Source organism: Pseudomonas sp. BP6 (assembly GCF_017875935.1).
Lineage (GTDB): Bacteria > Pseudomonadota > Gammaproteobacteria > Pseudomonadales > Pseudomonadaceae > Aquipseudomonas > Aquipseudomonas putida_Y.
In genome coordinates this window covers 2,437,739-2,460,041 of record NZ_JAGINI010000001.1, presented here as the reverse complement: position 1 = coordinate 2,460,041, position 22,303 = coordinate 2,437,739, and the positions used below count along the sequence as shown (strand labels likewise).

Here is a 22,303-nt window from a genome sequence, read left to right as displayed (position 1 = left end):
GTAGGGGGGGCGTTGAGCTGACGATCGGTGGAGGGGATGAATTTCGTGCGGCGTGGGTGGACCTCTTCACAGGCTCGTGGAAGTGGCCTTATTGCTGCGCCTCGAACATGGCAATGAAGTTGGCCAGCGCTGGCGAAGCATTCTGGGCGCTCCATTTCATGTACAGCCCAAGCCCCGGGGTGGGCTGGTCCTGGATAGGGCGGATCGGGCAAAACCGCACACGTTCGCGCGGGGTCGAGCGGACGAACGACTCCGGCACCAGGGCCACGCCAAAGCCGCAGGCCACCAGGCCAAGCAGGGTGTGGATCTGCGCCGCCTCCTGCACGACCCTGGGGTAGAACCCGGCCGATTCGCACAGCGCAACCAACTGCGCGTGGTAGCCCCCGCCCAGCGCTTGCGGGGTGAACACGAAGTCCTCATCGGCAAACTCGCGCAAGTCGACAACTTCGTGCCGTGCCTTGGGATGGCTGGCGGGCAACGCCATGACGATCTGCTCGTCAAGCAGCAAGCGTGCCTCCAGGGTGCCGACTGGTAGCGGAAGCCTGCGCATGAAGCCAATATCCGCCTCACCGGCCAGCAAGGCCTTGGCCTGAGCGGCGGATGGCATCTCGCGGATGGTCAGTTGCACGTTCGGATAGGTTTCCCGAAAGCGGCGCAAGCGGTTGAGCAGCGAGTCGTAATAGGCGATGGAAATGGCCGTGATGGTCAATTTGCCGCTGACCCCCGCAGAAACGTTGCGCGCGTACTCGATCCCTTGTTCCAGTTCGGCAAGCGTGCGGTAAGCGGTGTCGAGAAACGCTGCACCCGCTGCAGTCAGACGCACCTCGCGCTTGTTACGCAGAAACAGGCCAAAGCCGAGCTTTTCTTCAAGCCGGTTGATCGCCTGGCTCAGCGGTGGCTGCGCCATGTGCAGGCGCTGGGCGGCCTTGTGAAAGTGCAGCTCTTCGGCCACGGCGATGAACTGCCTGAGCAAACGTGTTTCGATCATCCAGCATTCCTGCAGCGTGGCGACACGGCGGTGATATCCATGGGATATCAAAGTTGCATGCTTTTAATATTAAGTCATTGATTTTTTTGTTGATATCGTAAAAAAGGAGAATTGAAGGTAGCCAGAAATGCCCGTTACTCACCTGGCCGGTGCGCTGTGCCATCACACTCATGACAGCGATGGCCAGTACACCGCCACGCGCTTCAACAAAGACAGCGGCGTCAGCTATCGTCTTGACCTCGGCCGTGTGCAGACCAGCGACCTGGCGCAGGTGGCCGAGCGTAGGAGACGCATCAAGGAATGCAACTACGTGCCAGTCAAAGTTGCCAACGCACGCGCGGACCTTGGTGAAAGCCTGGTCTGGGATGAAGGCAGTGGCGTGCTGTACTTTGTCGATATCTCTGGCGGGCGCATCAACTGCCTGGCACCTGATGGCGAAGTCGATTGCCTTTACGAGTCTGCCGCGCGCATTGGCGCCCTGGCGCTGACCGACCGAGGCAACCTGATTTTCACCGAGGATGCCAGCGTGGCCATCTTCGATGTGCCAACGCGCAAGGTGCGCCAGCATTCGGCATCGGTTCATCCGCGCTCGACTTTCCGCTTCAACGATGGCGCCTGCGACCCGCAGGGACGCTTCGTCACCGGCCTGATGGACGAGGCCCCCAGTGGCAATACCGGGGCGCTCTTTCGCTTTGACTGGCAATTGAGCGACCAGGTGATTCACGATGACATGGCTTTGCCCACCGGCCTTGCCTGGTCGCAGGACGGCCACACGGTGTACTTCGTCGATTCGGCGGCGCGTGCGATCTACCGCGCCGAGTACCTCATCGAAGGCCGGCTGGGCGCTGTTACGCTGTTTGCCGAAACCCCCGCCGAACTGGGCCGGCCGGATGGCCTGGCGCTGGACCGCGAAGGCGGGCTGTGGGTGTGCCAGTACCATGGCAGTTGCCTGCTGCGCTACGACCGCCACGGGCACCTGACCGACCAGGTGTTGATGCCAGTACCGTGCCCCACCAGCTGCTGCTTTGGCGGGCCCGGGATGAACACCTTGTACATCAGCACCGCGCGTTACGACATGATGCCAGAAGACCTGCACCATTATCCGGACGCTGGCGACCTGTATGCCATCCGCCCGGAAACGGGCGGCGTCGCCAGGCACAGCTTCAAGGAATAAGCGGTTGCACCTGACTGGCCGGTAGCACAGCCAGTTCGCCAAAGCGTTGCGCCGAGTCGATGTAGCGCAGCGCCGACTTGGCGTCTTTCCAGCCCACATAGCTCATCAGCGATTTCAGTTCCCAACCATTGGCGGTTGCCCAGGTGGCGAAGCCACGCCGTAGCGAGTGGCCGGTATACAGCGCCGCCGGCACCCCGGCACGTTCCAGCATGCGCCGCAGCAGGCCGACCAGGCTGTTGCTGTTGAGCGCGCTGTCACCAAGGTTGCCCCAGCGGTCGAGTTTGCGGAACACCGGCCCGTGGGCAATACCCGCGACTTCAAGCCATTGCAGGTAGGCAGTGACAGGGCACAAGGCCTTGAGGGCTGGGGTGCGGTGCTGCACGCCCAAGGCTTCGCGGTCGCCCTTGCTGCGTGGCAGGAAAAGCGTAATGCCGACACCGGCTTCGGCCTGGATGTGTTCGATGCGCAGGCGTGCCAGCTCATCGCCGCGAAAACCACGCCAGAAACCCAGCAACAGCAAGGCGCTGTCACGGCGAGCCCGGCGCAGGGCTGCCAAATCATGGTGCTCTCGGGCTTGTCGGGCTTCTTCTTCAAAACACGTCACAGCAGTTTGCAGGTGTTGCAGCAACAGCGGGGCGGCCTGTTTGGGTGGCGTCGGGTGCAGGGTGCGGATGCCGCGCAGCACCTGACGCACCAAGGGTGCCTTGGTCGGGTCGGGGAAACCTTGGGCGACGTGCCATTGGCTGAGCGCGGCCAGGCGTTGACGCAGGGTGCTGACGGCATGCTGGTCGGCATGATCGGCCAGGTAGCGGGCGATACTCTCGGCAGTGGCCGGGAGAAAACCGCCCCAGTGGCTTTCGAAATGTTCGATGGCGGCCTGGTAGCTGCGCCGGGTGTTGTCACGGGTGGCGGCGCGAAGGTAGCGCTCGATATCGGTCATGGTGCGGGTGTCGGTGTGTGATCGGTACACGATAAACCGAAATGCGTTGCCTGTCCTTGCCCAACGCCATCGGCAAGCCTGCCGTTGCGCTCAGTACACGCATGCCTTGTCCTCGATACCGTTGAAGGGCGGGTAAACCCACAGCTGCGGCAGCGACAGTGGCCGGCTGAAGTGGTAGCCCTGGGCGATATCGCAGCCGGCAAGCTTCAGATACACCACCTGTTCACGGGTTTCCACCCCCTCGGCCACCACTTCCAGGCCCAGACGCTTGGCCAGGATGATGGTGGAGGACACGATAGGGCTGTCGTCATGGCTGTTGGACAGCGCCGCGATCAGCGAACGATCGATCTTCAGCTTGCTCAGGGGCAGTGAATGCAGGTGGGCAAAGCCGGCGTAGCCACGGCCAAAATCGTCCAGACTGATACCCAGACCTGCGCCGCGCAACGTATGCAGGTGCGCCACCGCCGTGCCTTCGGGGTCGAGAATGGTGGTTTCGGTAATTTCCAGCTCCAGCTGCTGGGGCGCGATGCCATGATGCTGCAACTTGCTCAGCAGCCGGTCAGCAAAATCGGCTTGACGCAGCTGCAGGGCGGAGACATTGACGGCCAGCCGTGTCTTGCGGCCTTGGGCATTCCAGCTCGACAAGGCTTCACAGGCCAGCTGCAGTACTTCCCAACCCAGCTCGACAATGAAACCACTGCGCTCGGCCAGGCCGATGAAGCGGTCCGGGTACAGCAGGCCGAACTCGGGGTGGTCCCAGCGCACCAGCGCCTCGTAGCCCAGCACCTGGAGGGTGTCGAGGCGCATCTGCGGCTGGTAGTGCAGCACGAACTGGCGTTCGGCCAAGGCACTGCCGAACGCCTGTTCAAGGGTAAACGCCTGGATATCGGCCAGGTTCAGCGAGGGGTCGAAAAAGCGATACTGCGCGCGCCCTGCCTGCTTGGCCGAGTACATCGCCGCATCGGCGCTGCGTATCAGGCTGTCGATGTCCTGGCCATCACGCGGACAGATGCTCACCCCTACGCTGGGGCTGGTGTTGACCTCTTGGCCATCCAGGGCGTAGGTGGCCGACAGTTTCTGCACCAGTTCGTGGACCCAGGCGTTGATCTGCTCCTCGCTGCGCTCGCCGGCCAGCAGCACCACGAATTCGTCGCCGCCAAAGCGCGAAGCCTCGTCGCCGGGCTCCAGCAGGCGCTGGATACGCCCGGCCACGGCCTGTAGCAGCAGGTCACCAATCTTGTGTCCGAGCGAGTCGTTGATCGACTTGAAACGGTCCATGTCGATGAACAGGATCGCCATCAGTCGGCGCTTGCCACGTTGCCGAGTCAGCACCTGGCTGGCCACTTCGACGAACTGGCGACGGTTGTGCAGGCCGCTGAGGTGGTCGGTGGCGGCGGCGTGGCTACTGCGCCGGTGTTCGTCCTCCAGGCGCACGATCAGCTGCTGATTGACCTGCTGGGCATGTTCCAGCGCATCGAATGCCTCCTGGCGCTTGCGTAGCAGGCGCAAGGTCCATAGCAGGCTGGCCAGGATCATCAGGGTCATGCTCAGGTTCAACCAGAATTGCCGGGAATAGGCCAGCGTCGAGGGTGTGAGGATTTCTGCCTGGCGCTGGCTGACCACCACGCTGAAGCCTTGCTCGGGTACATGGCGGTACACGCTTTGGTAGGCATCACCCGCTACGTACTGGGTCAGCATGCCCGCTTCGGTGTTTAGCGCCGGCAGCGGGGGCTGCAATAGGTCGCCGGCAGTCACCGTGCCGCTGTTGTCGATGCGCAGCCGCTCCAGGCCGTCATCCTGCAGCAGACGCACCAGGCCACTGTTGCCCAGGTCGATAGGCTGGAACAGCACCGCCAGGTAGCCGACGTCCAGTTGCACCGCCAAAATGTTGTCGATTTCCCGGCCGGTCGAATTGGTCAACGGCAGCAGGAAGGGCAGGCGCCAAGTGGGAAGGGCAGCGGTTTGGTTGACAGGCTGAATGCTTGGCAGGAAAGGTTTGAAACCGTAGCGGTCAATGTGCCGTTGCAGTTGGCGCAACCAGTCTGCCGGCAACTCGGCGGCCTCATCGGTATGGCTGGCCGACAGCAGCCGGCCTTGTCGGTCGTACAGGCTCAAGCGCTTGAAAACTGGGTCTGCTACCAGGCTGGGTGCCAGGCGGAAGTTGCCCTGACGCAGCGCTTTCATATCGTCCTGGGTAACACGACCCACCGCCTGGGCGCGGTCGACAAGCTGTCGCAGGCTTTCGCCCAAGATGTTGGCCAGGTTCAGGTGCTCGATGGCCTTGGCCGACAGTGCATCCTGTCGGGCGGCGGCTTTATGCGTGACGTGCAGCCCCCAGAGAAAGGCCAAGGTCGCTGCACAGAGTATCAGGATCAGCAGTCGCAGAAGGCTGGATGAGGAAAGCGAACGGCGAATCACTGCTGATAGTTCCCGACCCTGGGTGATGCTCGAAAAATACGACAGCGAGATGACAGCCTGATGACTGATGGCCAATAGCCTTTAGGGGATTCCCCTATTTGCAACGGGTCTCTGCAGGCGTGCCGTTTCTTCTTCGAGGTAGCTTATCAATGCGCTGACTTCGGCATCGCCCAGGCGCATGTTGGGCATGGCCAGGCGGTTGTATTGCTCGAACAGCAGCATGGCCAGGGGGTCTTTCTCGGCCAGCATCTGGTCGGGCGCCTTCAGCCAGCGGACCAGCCAGTTGGCGTCACGCTGACGGGTCACGCCCAGCAGGTCGGGACCGATGCCTGGCGGGCCTGGCTCGGTATTGCCCACGGTGTGGCAGGACGAGCAACGGGTGCGGAAGATCTGCTCGCCGCTGCTGGGTGCGCGCATCTGCGGCGCTTGAGCGTAGTCATTGGTCATGGCGCTGGCCTGCTTCCAGTTGTGCAAGCTGTTGCCGAGGCGGTCGGCGAGGATGTACGGGCTTTCGAAAGGCGAGGCTTTCATCCAGCGGCCGGTGGCCTGGTTGCCGATGATGAGGCTCAGGTTATGGTCTTTGGAGCGGCCGTTTTCCAGGCCATCGATCCATAGCCCCAGGCTGCGGCGTAGTTGCTCGATATCGTCAGGTTCGCCGGTCAGCAAGGTCCAGCCTGGGCCGATGCTGAACTTTTCGGCATAGCGCTTGAGGGTGGCGGGGGTGTCGTTATAGGGGTCGATGCTGATGGAGTAGAGGAAGATATCCTTGCCGACCCGGTCACCGAGGATTTTCTGTACCTGGCGCAGGCGTGCGGTTTCCACTGGGCAGGAATCGGAGCAGCCGGTAAAGATGAAGTTGATGGCAACCACCTTGTCCTTGATAAGGTCGTCGAAGAAATGCACTTTTTCGCCATCCTGGGTGAGCAGGGGGATGTTGGGGAAGTAGTTGGCCCCCCAGGGAGAGGCAGCTGCTTCGGCCACCGTTTGTTGGGGGTGCAGTGGCCAGAACGGTATGCTGGCGGCGAACAACGCAAGTACCAGCAGGAAACGCCATGAGCCGGGCATGATGCGGTCCTCGTGGGTTGGCTGAGCGGGGCCGCATAGGGGTCCCCGCTTTGCACTCACTTGTATTTGACTGGCGCTGTCACCGTCTGGCCCAGTGCCGATTTCACCGTGACCGTCGCTGGCGTGGCCGGGCCAAAGCCGGTGGTGGTCACCGCTACCCGCCAACGGGCCCCCGTAGTCGTGGCAGTCAGCGTCGCGTTCCCCAGGCTTACCGGACCACCGGTGGTTGCTGCAGTCACACTGATGCTGTTGCCCGTGGCCACCGTGGTAGTCCCCTGCACATCCCAGGTGAAACGGTTGCCGCTGCGTTCCTGCACCGTGGCACTGGTGACCTTGAGTTCGTCGGCCGCTGCTGCTGCGGTTACGGCGATGCTGACCGTGGCCGGGGCCACCGACTCGGCCCCCTTGGTATCACGCGCCGTGTAATTGAAGCTGGCCGTGAATAGCGTGGCGACCGCAGCGGGCGGGCTGTACGTTACGGTGGTGCCGTCAGTGCTGACGGCACCCTGGCCGGAGTCCGGCTGGCTGAGGCCGGTTACCGTGAGCGGTACATTGCCGTCCGGGTCACTGTCGTTGGCCAGCACGTTCAGGGTGATCGGTGTGCCAGCCGTCGTTGCGGCACTGTCATTGGCCGCGACGGGTGGTTTGTTGGCCGGGTCGTCATTGTCGTCGTGGGTTTTGGTGCGGAACGTTGGCAGGCCTACCGAGGCCATGTAATGCACGCCATCCCATCCCGGCAGCGGAGTCGGCATCACCTGGAACTGTCCCGGGTGTTCAATGTCCCAGCGCAGCAGCATCGAAGTGTCCTCGTGCTGGGTGTTGTGGCAGTGCTCCATGTAGGTGCCGGCAAACTCGCGGAAGCGGATGGCCATTTCCACCTCTTTGGACGAATCAGGTTCCTGCCCGATACGGTACACATCCTTGCGCGCCCATTTTTCCCATTCTGGCGGGGCCTTACCGTCGCGGCTAAGAATCACGCCTTCCTCGAAGTGCACGTGTACCGGGTGGCTCCAGCCATTGCCGCCGTTGACGATTTTCCACACTTCCAGGGTGCCGTCGCCGCTGAAACCAGCGTCGGTGGACTGGTTGGCCAATTGTGGCGCGGCACTGATGCGGCGCGGGTCCATGCTGTAGCCAAAGCCGCCGTCGGTCTTGATGGTCCACGGGGTGGTGTCCGTGCCGTCGGAGCGGCCAAAGATGAACTCGCGGTGTCGGGCATCCTTGAGTTTGGCCTGGTCCGCTGCGGCATCGCGGTCAATTGGCAGGGGCAGCATTTTCAGGCCGGCCGCCTTGCCTGGCTTGGCCGGCTCATAGGCTACCGGGTCCATGCTCAGGTCCTGGCCGGTGTACGGCTGCACCCACAGTTGCAGAAACTTGCCGACTGCCGGATCGCCCTTGTCCCACTGCGGGCCTTTGCTGGTCTGCTTGATCACCGCCTTGTATTTTTCCGACAGCACGTCGGCCAACGGGATAGCTTGCTTCGGACCTTTGCCGGAGTCGTGCTCCATCAGGTTGACGAAGTACAGCTTGTCGCCTGCCTTGATGCCGTTCTTGGCGAAGTTGATGATGATGTCGTAGCGCTCGGCAATGGCCTGCACCGGCAAGACGCCGTTGTTGTCTTGCCGGTTGCCGTCACCATTGAGGTCCATCGTGCCGTCGAATGGCACCGCGTGTTCCATGATGTTGCCGTCGTTGGCGATCATGTGGAATGGTACCCGCGCATACGACAGGTTGGAGCCGGACGGGCCTTTGAACTCACCGCTGTTACCGGCAATCTCCCGCACCACGGCGAATTTGAAGTAGCGCGACACCGAGCCGTTGAGGAGACGGAAACGGTAACTGCGCGCACGCACCTTGAGCCTGGGCTGGTACTGCCAGTTGACCAGGATCTGGTCACCGAGGAAGCCGTCAGTGTTGAACGGGTTGAACCACAGCTGGCCGTTTGCATCCCAGGCCTTGTCGGCTATCACCAGGTTGACGTCATAGTCACGGTTACCCCAAGGCATGGCTGAACCACTTGGGAAGCGCAGGTTGACACCGTCCTGCAGGGCCTCGTTGCCGCGGTCCAGGGCGCTGTAGTAGTTCATCATCACGGCGTTGCCCTTGTAGACGTTCTGCGCCGTGAAATCCATCATGTGGTCGTGGAACCAGTGGGTACTCATGGTTTCGCGCCAGTCGCCACGAATCTTGATGCTGCCGTTCTCGCAGGTTTTCAGGCCCGGTGTGCCATCGTTGACGAACAAGGTTTCACCCGGCGAGCAGGGGAAAGCTGCTCGCGGGTCCTGGGCGCGGGTGTTGATGGTGTCGTAGCCGGCCAGTTGCACCGGCCAGCGGTAGTCGTAGTACTGGCCGGGGAAGAAGTACGCGTTGGCAAAGCCGTCGCTTTCGGCCGGGGAGTGGCCGTTGTGCTCGTGGGTCGAGATGGTATGCAGGCCAAAGCCGCCGTTGGCCGAAGGGTCAATCGGCAGGGCGTTGTAATGGCGCATCAGGATTGGCTGGCCGTAGCGCACCATCAGCAGCTTGGGCGGGAAAGTGCCGTCGAAGGTCCACAACGATTTGTGGTTTTGCAGCGGCATGTTTGGGTGGAAGCGTATGTCGATACCCTTGGTGGTGCCCAGCGTGGTCGGAATGTCGGAGGTCTGGTAGTACAGGCCTCCCGGGGCGAATTCACCGACGGCATAGTTGTGCAGTTGCTTGCGGTCGCGCAGACCGAGGTTGATGCGCGCACCGGCCTGGGCGGTCTTGAACGCTGCCTGCGGGTAGAACTCGTTCCAGCGCTGGTGCGACCAGCCTTTTCCTGGTGGCCGGCCTTCAGCGGGCGAGCCGACCGGCTGGCGGTTGAGGAACATCTCGATCTGCGCCTTCCATGGGTTGCGGTCCAGCACGTTGGCGTACTGGGTCGGGAACGGGTACAGGCCGGGTTGCTTGAGGAACGCTTCCAGTGCGCTGCCACTGGGTCCGCTGCGTGCCACCACGTTGGGGTCTTGCGCGGGGGCCGCGCCGAGGGTGGGGACCGGGAAGGTCAGATCGGGCGCCGGCGTGGTCGGGTCGAGCATCTCTGGCCCGAACTCTTCGAACAGCAACAGTTGCTGGGTGAAAGGTTGCGCACCGAACAACGGGCTGGGTTTGCCGTTGGTAGGGTACTTGTCCGACGTTTGCAGGGCAGGCGGCAGCACGTTGTCGGTGCGTACCGTGCTGCGGTCGCCATACACGCCATCGGTCAGCTCCAGCGCGCCCTCGTTGGCCTCGGGCAAGGTTTTCAGCTCAAGCAAGGCAGCGGTCGGGTCGTCCGGCTGGTCGGTGTAGGCCGACGGGTCGGTCGGCGGTGGCGGGCTGTTGTCGTCGAGGGGGGCTGCCATGGCCGTGATCAACCCCAGGCTGATCATCAGCGCAGTGACGGAGGACAGATGGAACGCGCGCCTGGACGCGTGGCTCACGGCGGATGTTTTCATTGGCTTAAGCCTCTGTTGCGGCCTTACGGCCTTAAGCCATCAATGGCGTTCTGCCCGTTAAATGGCCATGAGCAACAGCTATGCCAACAGATATTTCAGTAATGCTTTGACATACAAAACCTTGCAGCGCCTGGCGTGCACTAAACGATGGCGCGTCAAGAATGGGGGCAGATACCCATTAGCGGGTCACAATTGCCCACAGTTTGGGGAGTTGGAGAGTAGTGACAGGCGCGGCGCCCTCGGGTATACCTGAACGCCACCAAGGGGAGCCCGGCAATGGGCTGAGAAACCGCTGAACGCTACAGCGCGGTGACCCTTCGAACCTGATCCGGATCATGCCGGCGAAGGGATGGGGCTTGTAACCTGCCTTTTTGCCGGCCTCACTGCGAGGCCAGTCCATGCCAACTTTCAAGGTCTCGCTGTCACCCTCATCAAGGACAGCAACATGACCGAACGTTTCAGCCAGTCCCTGCGCCGCCAGTGCGAGCCGACCTGGTCGGCGGCCGTTGGCCACCGTTTCGTGACCCAATTGTGCGACGGCAGCCTGCCTGACCCGATCATGGTCAGCTACCTGGTTCAGGACCACCGTTTTCTCGACAGCTTCCTGACCCTGCTGGGCGCGGCGATCGCCACCGCTGACACGTTTGAAGCCCGCCTGCGCTTCGGCCGCTTTGCCGGGATGATCTCCAGTGACGAGAACACCTATTTCCTGCGTGCCTTCGAGGCCCTGGGTGTCAGCCCGGCGCAACGCAGTGAACCGGCCGATACCGCGCCTACCGCAGGTTTCAAGGCGATCATGCGCGAAGCGGCAGCCACCCGTTCCTATGCAGCGGCACTGGCGGTGCTGAACGTTGCCGAAGGCCTGTACCTGGACTGGGCGCTCAAGGCGCCGAAACCGATGCCGGACAACTTCGTCCATGCCGAGTGGATTACCCTGCACGACAACCCGGCGTTCCAGGCATTCGTCGCTTTCCTGCAGGCCGAACTGGACCGCGTCGGCCCGCAGGAGGCCGCATTGGCCAGTGACTTCTACCAGCGCACAGCGGCGCTGGAGCTGGCTTTCTTCGATGCAGTGTACCCGGAGGGCAAATGAGCATGGATATCTTCGAGCGCCTCAAGGCCGCCGCCACGCCACAATGGAACAGCTACGTAGACCATGACTTCGTGCGGCAGATGGGCGAGGGCACGCTGAGCGAGGAAGCGTTCCGAACCTACCTTGTGCAGGATTACCTGTTCCTGATCCAGTTCGCCCGCGCCTGGGCGCTGGCCGCCTACAAGAGCCGCCGCCCGACCGACATTCGCGCGGCGCAGGCCGGGCTGGCGGCGATCCTGGATGAAACAGAGCTGCACTTGCGCCTGTGCGCGCGCTGGGGCTTGACCCAGGCAGACATCGAAGCCGCGCCAGAGCACCAGGCCACGGTGGCATACACCCGTTACGTGCTGGACTGCGGCGCTGCCGGCGACCTGCTGGAGCTGCATGTGGCACTGGCACCTTGCGTGATCGGCTATGCCGAAATCGGCCGGACCCTGGCCGAGCGCATTGGCGACTTGAGCAATCACCCCTACCGCGAGTGGATTGGCGAGTATGCCGGGGAGGGCTACCAAGGGGTGGCCGCAGCAGCGCGCAAGCACTTGGACGAACTGGCAGCGCGCAGCATGACCGAGCAACGGTTCGCCGAACTGGCAGGGATTTTTGGCCAGGCCTCCAGCCTGGAGGCTGATTTCTGGCAGATGGGGCTGGACGGCATCGTGTAAACCGCCGTGGGCTGGGTGATTACTACCCAGCCTGAGCCTGCTTTGGTGCATGAACGCCTCAAAATAAGTCGTCCCGCACACTTCAAATCGTCAGGTCGCGGCTTTAATGTGCACAGTGCATATGGATTTCTGGGCGACCAGCCCGATTTTTCCGGGTGGCGGCGCAGTAAAAAAAGCGGCCCGCATATTGCTCTTTCTGCTCCCGACTACAAACCCGGAGCCCCCGTGCAATGAGCTCACCCAGCGAATTCCCCCTCAGCGAAGCCCCGCAGTCCGCCCGTAGGGGCCTGCTGCCGATCGCGATGGTCTTGTTCAGCTTCACCTTCTTTACCGGCACGATGTTCGCCGGCGGCAAGCTGGGCATGGCATTCAGTTTTGTCGACATGCTGTGGGTGGCTACCCTCGGCAACAGCCTACTGGCCTTGTATGCCGCAGTGCTGGCCTTCATCGCCTCGCGCAGCGGGCTGAACACCGTGCTGATGGGGCGCTTCTGTTTCGGTGAAGCGGGGAGCCGGCTCTCGGATTTTCTGCTGGGTTTTGCCGAACTGGGCTGGTATGCCTGGGGCACGGCCACGGTGGCCATCGTGCTGGTCAAGCTGCTGGGGCTGGCGGATGGCTTCGGCATGCCTTTGATGGTGCTGTTCGGGCTGGGTTTCAGCATTACGGCCATCATCGGTTTCAAGGGGCTGGATGTGTTGTCGCGGGTGTCGGTGCCATTGATGTTCGTGCTGCTGTTGGTGTCCATGTACATCGCCACCCGTGATGCCGGTGGCTTTGCCGGCCTGGCTGCAGTCGTCCCGCATGAAACCATGACCTTTTCGGCGGCAGTCACCATGGTCTTCGGCACCTTCGCCAGCGGCGCCACCCAGGCCACCAACTGGACACGGCTGGCACGCAGTGGCCGGGTAGCGGTGACTGCCAGCGTGGTGGCATTCCTCCTTGGCAACGGCCTGATGGTGGTGGCCGGAGCGTGGTGCGCGATGGTTTACCAGCAGGCCGATATCGTCGACGTGATGATGCTGCAGGGTCTGTCGTTCGCAGCGGTGGTGATGCTGTGCCTGAACCTGTGGACCATTCAGGGGCCGACCATCTACAACGTGTCGGCCGCCGCCTGCCATTTGTTGCGCAGTGAGCGCAGGCGCACGGCAACCCTGGTGGCGGCCGGAGTTGGGATTGTGCTGGCGATGGGTGGCATGTACGAAATGCTGATCCCGTTCCTGGTGCTGCTGGGGTCGATCATTCCGCCGGTGGGTGGGGTGATCATGGCTGACTTCTGGTATCGCCACCGCGGCAAATACCCGGCGCTGGGTGTGGCAAACCTGCCACGCTACAACCTCACCGGGCTGTTTGCCTATGCCGTGGGCGCTGTACTGGCCTATGCCTCACCGTGGGTCGCGCCGCTGGTGGGCATCGCCGCCTCGGCAGTGTGCTACATCGTCATTCTAGAGCTGGGCGCACGCCGCCGGGCGCCACGCCAGGCGGGTGTCGAGCCGTGAGCCTGGCGCTGGACGAGATCCTGCATTTGCCCGGCCTGCACGAAATGCATGTGCGGGCCGGGGCGCGCAACCTGCAACGGCGGGTACGCTGGCCTTACGTGGCGGAGAACGAGGGTATCGCCGAATGGGTGATGGGCGGTGAACTGGTGTTCGTCACTGGCATCAACCACCCGCGCGGCGAAGCCAACCTGCTGAGCCTGGTGGAGGATGGCGACGCCGTGGGCATTGCCGGCATGGTGATTCTCACCGGCGGCAGTTTCATCCAGAGCATCCCGGCGCCCGTGATCGCGCGCGCCGAGCAACTGGGCTTGCCGCTGATCGAACAGCCCTACGCGCTGAAGATGGTGGTGGTCACCCACCTGATCGGCACTGCACTGGTGCAGATGAGCCAGGTGCGCCGCTCGCGCAACGACATCCTTGGTCAACTGCTGACGGGCGACTACCCGAGCCTGGCGATTGCCCGGCAGCGTGCAGCGCACCTGCAACTGGCGCTGGACAAGCCTCGGCGCCTGCTGGCGTTGCGCCTGACGGGCGTGGACGCCTTGTTCGAGCGCCAAGGGCTGGCCCACGGCGAGCGTACCTGGCAAGCCACCCGGCAGGCCCTGGAAGACCAGCTGGAAGCCTGGTGCCGCCAGCGGCCTGACAGTGTGACAGCGCAACTGCCGGGCGACCTGTTCGTGGTGCTGCTGGCCGATACGCACGACTTACCCGAGACGTTGGGTGCGCTGTACCGGCAGTTGCAAGCCGCGACAGGTGAACTGGGCCTTTACATGGGCCTGTCGAGCCTCGCTGACGATTGCGCGCATTACCGCCAGGCCCTCAACGAGGCACGCCAGGCGCTGGATGTAGCGCAGCATCTGCGCCCGGTCAACGGCTATTGCAACTTCAGCGAGCTTGGCGTCCTGCGCTTGCTGCAAGGTATTGTCGACCGCTCGCTGATCGACGATTTCGTCAGCCGCACCCTCGGCCCGCTGATCGCCCCCGGGCGCAAACACGCCAATGCCCTGGTGCATACCCTCGACGCCTTGCTCATGGAAAATGGCAACGGGCTCAAGGCCGCACAACGCCTGGGGCTGCACCGCAACACCATCAATCAGCGCATTCAGCGCATCGAACAACTGAGCGGGCAGTCGCTGGACGACCCGCTTTTTCGCATGAATGCTTCGGTCGCCATGCTGGTATGGCGCATGAGCGAAATCCACGGCAAGGAGTAACAGCATGAACATTATCAACGCACGCCTGCGCGGCAAGCCTGGCCTGTTCCGCGTCGAACTGAACGGCGAGCGCATTGCCGCCATCGTGCCCCAGACCGACGCCGTGGCGCCCGCTACGGTCAATGACCTGGACGCCGGGCAAAACCTGGTGGTCGCGCCCTTTGTCGAGCCGCACATTCATCTGGATGCCACGCTGACCGCTGGTGAGCCGAAGTGGAACATGAGCGGCACGTTGTTCGAAGGCATTGAGCGCTGGTCCGAGCGCAAGGAAATCACCACCCACGACGACATCAAGACCCGTGCGAAAAAAACCATCGGCATGCTGGTGGACCACGGTATCCAGCATGTGCGCACCCATGTCGATGTGACCGACCCGAAATTCACCGCGCTCAAGGCCATGGTCGAGGTGCGTGATGAAGTGCGTGAGCTGATCGACCTGCAGATTGTCGCCTTCCCGCAGGAGGGCATCGAGTCGTACGCCAACGGCCGGGCGCTGATGACTGAAGCCGTGGCGATTGGCGCTGACGTCGTCGGCGGCATTCCGCATTTCGAAAATACCCGCGACCAGGGTGTATCGTCGGTGAAGTTCTTGATGGACCTGGCCGAGCGTACCGGCTGCCTGGTGGACGTGCACTGCGACGAGACCGACGACCCGCAATCGCGCTTCCTCGAAGTGTTGGCCGAAGAAGCGCGGGTACGCGGCATGGGGGCCCGGGTCACGGCTAGCCACACCGTGGCCATGGGCTCGTATGACAATGCGTATTGCTACAAGCTGTTCCGCCTGCTCAAGCTGTCGGGCATCAACTTTGTGTCGTGCCCGACCGAGAGCATTCACCTGCAAGGGCGCTTCGACAACTACCCGAAACGTCGTGGCGTTACCCGCGTCGCCGAGATTGACCGCGCCGGCATGAACGTGTGCTTCGGCCAGGATTCCATCGTCGACCCGTGGTACCCGCTGGGCAATGGCAACATCCTGCGCATTCTCGAAGCAGGCCTGCACATCTGCCACATGCTCGGCTATGAAGACCTGCAGCGCTGCCTGGACCTGATTACCGACAACAGCGCCCGCACCCTGAACCTGGGCGAGCGCTATGGCATCGAGGTGGGGCGGCCGGCGAACCTGTTGCTGCTGTCGGCGCCGGATGATTACGAGATGGTGCGCAGCCAGGGGCACGCTTTGGTATCGGTACGCAATGGCAAGGTACTGATGCAGCGCACGCCAGCGCAGGTGCAACGTTTGCGCTGACGCTGTTGTCGCCTCAGGTGCACAGGGCTGCCAGGGCGTAGCTTGCGACTTGTGCATCCTGCACTGCCACACCGGTCAGGTCCGCCAGGGTAATCTGGCTGTCGTGCTCACGCCCCTGGGCGCGGCCAGCCAGCAGCGTACCCAGCTCGATCAGCTGGTTAGCGTCGATCCGGCCGCTGCCGAGGGCATGGGCCACTTCGCCGTACTGGCTGCACTGCGCGATGGAGTCGACGATGATACGGTCTGCCCTTGCCACCAGTGCTGGGTCCAGTTCCTGCTTGCCGGGCGCATCGGCACCGACGGCGGTGATATGCGTACCCGGCTGGACCCAATCGCTGTGCAACAGCGCCTGGCGAGAAGGCGTGGTGCAGACGATCAGGTTTGCAGCGCCCGCAACCTCGGCAGCATCCTGCGTGCTGTGCACTGCGAAGCCCAGCTCGCGGGCAAATGCCGTATAGGCCGCAAGCCCGCGTTCATTGCGGCCCCAGACAATGACCTGGCGGCAGTCGGTCACAGCGCGAAGCTGCTCAAGCTGCATCTGCGCCTGCATGCCGGTGCCGAGGATGCCAATGGCCTTGACGTGGGATGGCGCCAGCAGCTGGGCGGCGATACGCCCGGCCAACGCGGTGCGCATGGCAGTCAGCCAGCCTTGGTCCTGCAGCAGTGCCAGCGGCTGACCGGTGTGTGCAGACAGCACAAGCATCAGGCCGTCATTGCTCGGCAGGCCCTTGGACGGATTGTCGTAGAAGCCTGTCGAAAGCTTGACGGTGAAGGTCGGGCTGCCTTCGATGTAGGCCGACTTCACGCAACAGTCACCGTTCGCGCCCTTGAATGCGAAGCCCTGCACGGGCGGCACCTGCACCTTGCCTTCGGAGTAGGCGATGAAGCCTTCCTCCAGCTGGCTTACCGCCAGCTCCGGGTTGAAGTGGGCGATGATCTGCGCCTTGCTGAAGACCTTCATTGAACGGCCTCGAGGAACTTTTCCAGCAGGATGTTACGGCCACACAGGATCACCGCGACACGCTTGCCCTGATAGCGCTCGGCGAGCTTTTGCATGCCGGCGACCGCCACCGCTGCAGCGCCTTCGATGATCCAGCGCTCACTGCTGGCGATCTCGCGCATGGCACAGCGGATTTCGTCCTCGCTGACCAGCACGGTATCGGTGAGCAGTGCCTGGCAAAGCGGGAAGGTGACCGAACCTGGCTCGACGCCGCCAGCCGTGCCATCGGACAGCGTTTCGCAGGCATCCACTTCGATGATTTCACCGGCCTTGAGCGATTGCTGCAACGTCGGGTCATTCGCCGGCCAGCAGCCGATGATCTCGATGCCCGGCTTGAGTACGCGCAAGGCGGCGCCGATGCCGGAAATCATCCCGCCACCGCCCACGGCAACGAACACCGCATCCAGGTCTGGCGCCTGCTCGAACAGCTCCATGCCGATGGTGCCCTGGCCGGCAATGACTTGCAGGTCGTTGTAGGGGGACACGAAAGGTACGCCCTGGGCCTTGGCTTGCCTGGCTGCTTCCAGCTCTGCACTCAGCGGGTCGGTGGGCAGGCAGACCACTTCGGCGCCCAGCGCGCGCATTGCCTCTGTTTTGTATGCCGATGCGCCCGTGGTGGTGTAGACCTTCACTGGCACGCCAGCCATCTTGCCGGCCAAGGCCAGTGCCTGCCCATGGTTACCGGAAGAGGCAGCTATCACCCCCTGCTTGCGCGCCTCGGCCGGCAGCAGGCGCATCTTGTTGCTGGCACCGCGAAACTTGAATGAACCGGTGTGCTGCAGGTGTTCGCATTTGAGCAGCACTTCACAGCCGGTCAGTGCTGACAAACGGGCGCTGCGAGTCAGCGGCGTGATGCTGACGGCGGGGCGCAGCGCGCCGTGGGCTTCCTTTATGGACGTGTACAGTGCATCGAGGTATCGGGCATCGACAATGGTCGGTGAAACAGTCGCGACTGGCATGCTGCGCTCCTTGTGGAATATTTATCCACAGTAGAATATTCATCCACTCAAGGCAAGTGGGCGAGCGCCACCACTGGCAACACCCTGACAGGCTGCCAGATCGGCCAAGCGACGGGGGGTTAGCCCTTGAGCTCTTTCAGGTATTTGTAAACGGTGGCCCGACCCATGCTCAGAACGTTGGCGACATAGTCAGCACCACTTCGCCCTTCGAACGCGCCTTCAGCGTACAGCGCCTGCACAAGGCTGCGTTTGTCCTTCATCTGTAAGGTCTGCAGCGACAAGCTGCGCGCTTGCAGCCAGGCATGCAGGAAGGTGTTGATACGTTCCTGCCAGTCGTTGCGGAACAGCGAGTCAGGTTGCGGTACCAGCCGGCTCATCTGGAAGAACGCATCGAGCGCCACGCGGGCTTGCTCCAGTACCGACACGTTCAGATTGATGCACATCAGGTACTCGGGTTCGCCCTGCGAGTTGCGCAGTACGGTACTGATAGAGCGGATCTTCTGGCCGTTCCAGTTGAGCTTCTCGTAAGGGCCCAGGTTGGCACCGCCAAGTACATCGTCCAGTTCGTGATCGATTGCCGAATCATCGCCCAGCTTGCGCCGGGAAAAGTTGTTGGCGATGTGCACGACCGTCTGGCTGTGCAGTTCATGGACGATGACTTCAGCGTGCGGATACAGCAGCAGGGCGATGCTGTCGGCGATTGCCTTGTAGTTTTCCAGGGTCATTTTCTGTCGGTGATCGGTGCTGGACGTCCATGGTGGCGGCAAAGCGTTAACGGCACAAGGTGGCGAGCCGGCAGCTTCCGTACGGGTGTGCGGGTTCAAAACAAGACCAATTTGCCTATCACATGCGATAAGCCGTGATTATTCCACCTAAGGAAATGTTTGCAGGGGTGGTTTGATATTGCCATAATTGGTACGTAATTACATGTTACATAACACAGTACAAAATCGTAGGAGCAAGCATGGCCCGTGGCGGTATCAACAAGGTGGTAGTGCAGCAGGCGCGTCAGGCGCTGATTGCCCGGGGCGAAAACCCCAGCATCGATGCCATACGTATCGAGTTGGGCAATACCGGCTCCAAAACCACGATTCACCGCTACCTGAAGGAACTGAACGGCCAGCAGCCGGTGGCTTCCGAAGGCGGGGTCGCGCTGAGCGATGTGCTGAGCCGCCTGGTTGGGCAACTGGCAACCCAGTTGCAGGACGAGGCCGACCTGAAGATCGAGCAGGCCGAGAGCACCTTCACGCAACAGCGCGAGACGCTTGAGGCGCAGCTGGAAATCGCCCAGCAGGCACTGGCAGCAGCGCACCAGCAACACAAGATCGATGCCGCGGCATTGGCGGCCGAGACAGAAAAACTGCTGTCCACACAAAGCACGCTGCAGGCCGAACAGCTGCGCAGTGCCAGCCTCAACCAGGCGCTGGGTGAGTTGCAGGTGCGCCTGGCTGACAAGGACGAGCAGGTCAAATCGTTGGAAGACAAGCACCGCCATGCCCGCGACGCCCTGGAGCACTACCGCAATGCCAGCCGTGAACAGCGCGAGCAGGAACAGCGCCGCCATGAAGCGCAGTTGCAGCAGATGCAGGTGGAGTTGCGCCAGTTGCAGCAGGGCATGATCGTCAAGCAGGACGAACTTACCCGTTTGCACCGCGACAATGAGCGTTTACTGGGAGAGCACCGTCAGGCGGCCAGTGAATGCCGGGCACAGGATGAGTTGCTGGAGCAGCGCGATGCGCAGATCCAGGGCCTGCGCACGATCCTGGCCCAGGCACAAGGTGCCAGCGAAGAGATGCGCCGCCAGCTCGATGTGCAAGCCCAAAGTCTGGAAGCCAGGCGCGACCTGTGCGCCGAGCAGGCGCGGCAGCTGCAGCGGCTTGAGGAGCAACTGCAGGCGCGTGATGAGGCGTTGGCACAGTGTCGGGCGCAGTTGGCCCCGGGCGCAGATTAATCAAACTTTTCCTGGCGGGTGGTTTCTTCCCTAGACACTCACCGGAGACAACGCCATGCCTGGATCTCAACCACCACGCAAAGAGGGGCCTCACTCGACCGAGCAGGCCGATAAAAAGATGGACCTTGGTTTCGACCCCGATTCCCCGGATGTCGAAGACCCTCAAGTCGACCCACAGGGGCCGGCCAGGCCGCCTGGAGACATTGAGAAAAAGGAGTGAGCCACGGCCTTGATGACTGGCCTTGTCGCCGGCAAGCCATGCGCTATCCCTCGGGGCGGGCTTGCTGGCGACAAGACCAGACCAGGCAAGTGTCAGCCCTCGGCGCGCCTGGCGGCCTCTACGCCCGCCGCCGACAGCTTGATCGGATAGTGCACGCTGATCTGGTGATCACTGCTTACTGCCACGCTCCCGTCGTGAATCAAACCGGCTTCCTGCAGCGTCTTGAGCATGCCGGCCACCGCCTTTTCGCCGCGGTAGTTGTCCAGCACTTCCTTGCCCAGCCCTTCGGGGTGCGCATGCAACAGGCGGGTAAGTACTTCGGTCTTCAATGCATCGTTACTCATGTGCGGCCTCACTTGCCGTGCTTGGACTGAAGGGCTTTTGCCTGCTCCAGGTGCTGTTCGAGTTTGGGCAGCGTTTCGCTGGCAAAGGCCTTCAGCTCGGCCTTGTCGGACGATGCAGCCTCCTTCTTGAACAGTTCCACCGCTTTTTCGTGAGCGTCGACCTGGTTGTTGAGGTACGACTTGTCGAAGGACTCGTCGCGCCACTCCAGGATCATTTTCTTGATCTTGTCGGTCATCGCGGCCTCATCCGGAACCGAAATGTCCAGTTTGCGGGCAATGTCGCCGAGTTTCTGGTTGGCCTGGGTGTGGTCGGTGACCATTTGCTGAGCGAAAGTCTTGATCTCGGCGTTCTGGCTTTTCTCCTGAGCCAGCTTGCCAGTCACCACTTCGGCAATGCCGGCCTCGGTGGCTGCATCGACGAAATCATCGGAAGTCGTGGCCATTGCGTGCATCGATGCCAGGCCCAAGACCATGGAAAAACCAACATGCCTGATGAAGAGGTTATTCATGCTTCACTCCTTAAACCGTGGCGCGACCTCTGTGTCGCGTACGGTTGAGGGTGAAGCCGTGGCAAAGGTTTAATCTTTTTTGCTGCGGGTTTCGACCGCGCGACACTGAACTAGAGGGTGAGAGGCGGCGAAACGCGCAGACGCATTGCACAACGCCCACTGAAACCGTGAGCATACTCGCTGGCCAGAATGCCCCGGAGCCGTTCGCCAAGCCGCCTTTCCTGAAGCATCTCAAACCCGAAACGTGCATAGAACGGCGCATTCCAAGGCACATCCACAAAGGTGGTCAGTGTCAGCTCACGTACACCGGCGCAGCGCCCTGCATCGACCACTTGCTGCAGCAACCGGCGCCCGACACCTTGCCCTTGGGCCTCCTGGCGCACCGATATTTCATGAAGGTGCAATGCCTGATCCGCCAGCCGGGCGCATGCAAAACCCACAATGCACCCAGCCGCGTCCTGCGCCACCCAACTACCACCTTCCTCGACGAAAGCCCTGTGCGCCGCGCAATCCATGACTTCGCCTTGCGCCAGCCAGGCCAGTGCCGGCCAGTTGACAAAAGCCTGGGCTGCCGAACGCTCGACGTCCGGCAGCCATTCAATGTCCTGTTCAAGGGTAGGGCGGATAAGCATGAATCACTCCTGTCGTTCTAATCCGTCGCCAGCACCTGCGGCTGTAATTGCCAGCGCACCGAGCTTACACCTTTCTCCAGGCTGACCCTGCTGACCAGGCGCTCCAGCTGCGCCGGTGCCTGCGCGGTGCCCAACAGCTCGGCGCGCACTTCCAGGTGCGCAGGGTTGTCCAGATCCTGGCTCTGCAACGACTGCAGGCGCAGCTGTGGATCGCCCAGGCTGTGCAACATCAGGCTACGCACCTGGATCTCGTCCTCGCCGCGGCAGACGATACGGACTTCGAAGTGCTGTTCCACCTCGCTGGCCGGCACCACGTCCTGACGGTCGAGGCGCTGGGCGATGTCACGCAACAAGATGTTGGCGCAGAGCACCACCAGGCTGCCCAGTGCCGCCTCCATCATCAGCCCAAGGCTGCACAGCACGCCGACCGCAGCCGTGCACCACAAGGTGGCCGCGGTGTTCAGGCCTCGCACATTGAAACCATCGCGCATGATCACACCACCGCCGAGAAAGCCGATGCCCGACACCACATAGGCTGCGACGCGCGACGCATCAGCAGGCGCCATGCCTGGCACCGCCTGGGTCATCAATACGAACAGGCAGGCACCGGTACTGACCAGCGCATTGGTGCGCAGGCCGGTCAGGCGCTGGCGCAATTGCCGCTCGGCACCGATCAGCGCACCCAGCACCAAAGCAATGCTGACGCGCAGCAGAAATACTTTCCAATCCATAGCAAACCTCTTCCGCAGGCACACGCCTGCATGAACGCCATCAGTTGGCGCGGTTGAAAAACCAGAAAATTGCGCAGGACCACGAGGAGGGAAGGAGAAGCGGGGGTTACAGGAAACCACCGTCTTGCCAGCGCGGCCAGACAGTGCAGAACATTGCCGGGCTAGCGCGCTACGCGGGCCTGTCGCAAGCGACTGGGGCTACTGTCCAA

At 62.3% G+C, this 22,303-nt stretch carries 20 protein-coding genes and 1 riboswitch; of the genes, 8 read left to right on the top strand and 12 right to left on the bottom strand.

The genetic code is table 11. The features are described from left to right. Nucleotides 1–88 precede the first annotated feature (88 nt). On the bottom strand, nt 89–988 hold the full coding sequence (locus J3A98_RS11240) for a LysR substrate-binding domain-containing protein (RefSeq protein WP_209966175.1): 900 nt from the start codon (nt 986–988) through the stop codon (nt 89–91). A gap of 127 nt (nt 989–1,115) precedes the next feature. On the opposite strand from J3A98_RS11240, the gene J3A98_RS11235 reads away from it, so the two are divergent. After that, nucleotides 1,116–2,162 (top strand): SMP-30/gluconolactonase/LRE family protein, encoded by a 1,047-nt coding sequence (locus J3A98_RS11235; protein ID WP_209966173.1) that lies wholly within the window; start codon nt 1,116–1,118, stop codon nt 2,160–2,162. Here the strand turns inward: J3A98_RS11235 and J3A98_RS11230 are convergent. The 4 genes from J3A98_RS11230 to J3A98_RS11215 form a co-directional block, all read right to left on the bottom strand. Continuing rightward, on the bottom strand, nt 2,152–3,132 hold the full coding sequence (locus J3A98_RS11230) for a site-specific integrase (RefSeq protein WP_176686031.1): 981 nt from the start codon (nt 3,130–3,132) through the stop codon (nt 2,152–2,154). The two genes, J3A98_RS11235 and J3A98_RS11230, sit on opposite strands and share 11 nt — an antisense overlap. Before the next feature lie 60 nt (nt 3,133–3,192). Continuing rightward, nucleotides 3,193–5,520 (bottom strand): EAL domain-containing protein, encoded by a 2,328-nt coding sequence (locus tag J3A98_RS11225; RefSeq protein ID WP_209966171.1) that lies wholly within the window; start codon nt 5,518–5,520, stop codon nt 3,193–3,195. Between the two features lie 81 nt (nt 5,521–5,601). Beyond that, nucleotides 5,602–6,585: an SCO family protein gene (locus J3A98_RS11220; RefSeq protein ID WP_209966169.1), complete on the bottom strand. Its 984-nt coding sequence runs from the start codon at nt 6,583–6,585 to the stop codon at nt 5,602–5,604. Nucleotides 6,586–6,641: 56 nt separating this feature from the next. Then, nucleotides 6,642–10,037, bottom strand: coding sequence for an Ig-like domain-containing protein (locus J3A98_RS11215; RefSeq protein WP_209966167.1), 3,396 nt, complete (start codon nt 10,035–10,037; stop codon nt 6,642–6,644). Between the two features lie 252 nt (nt 10,038–10,289). Further along, nucleotides 10,290–10,404, top strand: a riboswitch (TPP riboswitch). Between the two features lie 78 nt (nt 10,405–10,482). Here J3A98_RS11215 and J3A98_RS11210 point away from each other — a divergent pair. The 5 genes from J3A98_RS11210 to codA all read left to right on the top strand — a co-directional run bounded on the left by J3A98_RS11210 (nt 10,483) and on the right by codA (nt 15,748). Beyond that, the gene (locus J3A98_RS11210; RefSeq protein WP_209966164.1) at nt 10,483–11,130 is read left to right on the top strand and encodes a TenA family protein; all 648 of its coding nucleotides are present in this window, start codon (nt 10,483–10,485) and stop codon (nt 11,128–11,130) included. Next, nucleotides 11,127–11,792 carry a thiaminase II gene (gene tenA, locus J3A98_RS11205; protein ID WP_176684254.1) on the top strand — a complete coding sequence of 222 codons (666 nt, stop codon included), beginning with the start codon at nt 11,127–11,129 and terminating at the stop codon, nt 11,790–11,792. The genes J3A98_RS11210 and tenA overlap by 4 nt, the downstream gene beginning before the upstream one ends. A gap of 230 nt (nt 11,793–12,022) precedes the next feature. Next, a complete protein-coding gene (gene codB, locus J3A98_RS11200) occupies nt 12,023–13,288 on the top strand; it encodes a cytosine permease (RefSeq protein WP_209966163.1) in 1,266 nt (421 codons plus the stop codon). After that, nucleotides 13,285–14,502 (top strand): PucR family transcriptional regulator, encoded by a 1,218-nt coding sequence (locus tag J3A98_RS11195; protein WP_209966161.1) that lies wholly within the window; start codon nt 13,285–13,287, stop codon nt 14,500–14,502. The genes codB and J3A98_RS11195 overlap by 4 nt, the downstream gene beginning before the upstream one ends. Nucleotides 14,503–14,506: 4 nt before the next feature. Next, the gene (gene codA, locus J3A98_RS11190; RefSeq protein WP_209966159.1) at nt 14,507–15,748 is read left to right on the top strand and encodes a cytosine deaminase; all 1,242 of its coding nucleotides are present in this window, start codon (nt 14,507–14,509) and stop codon (nt 15,746–15,748) included. 13 nt (nt 15,749–15,761) lie between these two features. Here the strand turns inward: codA and J3A98_RS11185 are convergent, their stop codons facing one another. The 3 genes from J3A98_RS11185 to J3A98_RS11175 all read right to left on the bottom strand — a co-directional run bounded on the left by J3A98_RS11185 (nt 15,762) and on the right by J3A98_RS11175 (nt 18,432). After that, nucleotides 15,762–16,709: an ornithine cyclodeaminase family protein gene (locus J3A98_RS11185; protein WP_209966157.1), complete on the bottom strand. Its 948-nt coding sequence runs from the start codon at nt 16,707–16,709 to the stop codon at nt 15,762–15,764. Then, on the bottom strand, nt 16,706–17,707 hold the full coding sequence (locus J3A98_RS11180) for a threonine/serine dehydratase (RefSeq protein WP_209966155.1): 1,002 nt from the start codon (nt 17,705–17,707) through the stop codon (nt 16,706–16,708). Before J3A98_RS11180 ends, J3A98_RS11185 begins: the two co-directional genes overlap by 4 nt. Nucleotides 17,708–17,826: 119 nt before the next feature. Next, the gene (locus J3A98_RS11175) at nt 17,827–18,432 is read right to left on the bottom strand and encodes a PAS domain-containing protein (protein WP_209966153.1); all 606 of its coding nucleotides are present in this window, start codon (nt 18,430–18,432) and stop codon (nt 17,827–17,829) included. A 239-nt stretch (nt 18,433–18,671) separates the two neighbouring features. Between J3A98_RS11175 and J3A98_RS11170 the strand changes: the two genes are divergently transcribed. Together J3A98_RS11170 and J3A98_RS26925 are read left to right on the top strand one after the other, a co-directional pair. Then, nucleotides 18,672–19,658, top strand: coding sequence for a DNA-binding protein (locus J3A98_RS11170; RefSeq protein ID WP_209966151.1), 987 nt, complete (start codon nt 18,672–18,674; stop codon nt 19,656–19,658). A 55-nt stretch (nt 19,659–19,713) separates the two neighbouring features. Continuing rightward, complete coding sequence (locus tag J3A98_RS26925; RefSeq protein WP_245355135.1) at nt 19,714–19,878, top strand: DUF6021 family protein; 165 nt, start codon at nt 19,714–19,716, stop codon at nt 19,876–19,878. A gap of 92 nt (nt 19,879–19,970) precedes the next feature. On the opposite strand, the gene J3A98_RS11165 is transcribed toward J3A98_RS26925, so the two are convergent. From J3A98_RS11165 to J3A98_RS11150, 4 genes are all read right to left on the bottom strand, one after another. Beyond that, complete coding sequence (locus J3A98_RS11165) at nt 19,971–20,222, bottom strand: hypothetical protein (RefSeq protein WP_004374436.1); 252 nt, start codon at nt 20,220–20,222, stop codon at nt 19,971–19,973. 8 nt (nt 20,223–20,230) lie between these two features. Next, nucleotides 20,231–20,731: a DUF4142 domain-containing protein gene (locus J3A98_RS11160; protein WP_209966149.1), complete on the bottom strand. Its 501-nt coding sequence runs from the start codon at nt 20,729–20,731 to the stop codon at nt 20,231–20,233. A gap of 110 nt (nt 20,732–20,841) precedes the next feature. Further along, entirely contained in the window at nt 20,842–21,363 is a 522-nt protein-coding gene (locus tag J3A98_RS11155; protein ID WP_209966148.1) for a GNAT family N-acetyltransferase, read from the bottom strand. 17 nt (nt 21,364–21,380) lie between these two features. Beyond that, on the bottom strand, nt 21,381–22,094 hold the full coding sequence (locus J3A98_RS11150) for an MgtC/SapB family protein (RefSeq protein WP_209966146.1): 714 nt from the start codon (nt 22,092–22,094) through the stop codon (nt 21,381–21,383). Between the last annotated feature and the right edge of the window lie 209 nt (nt 22,095–22,303).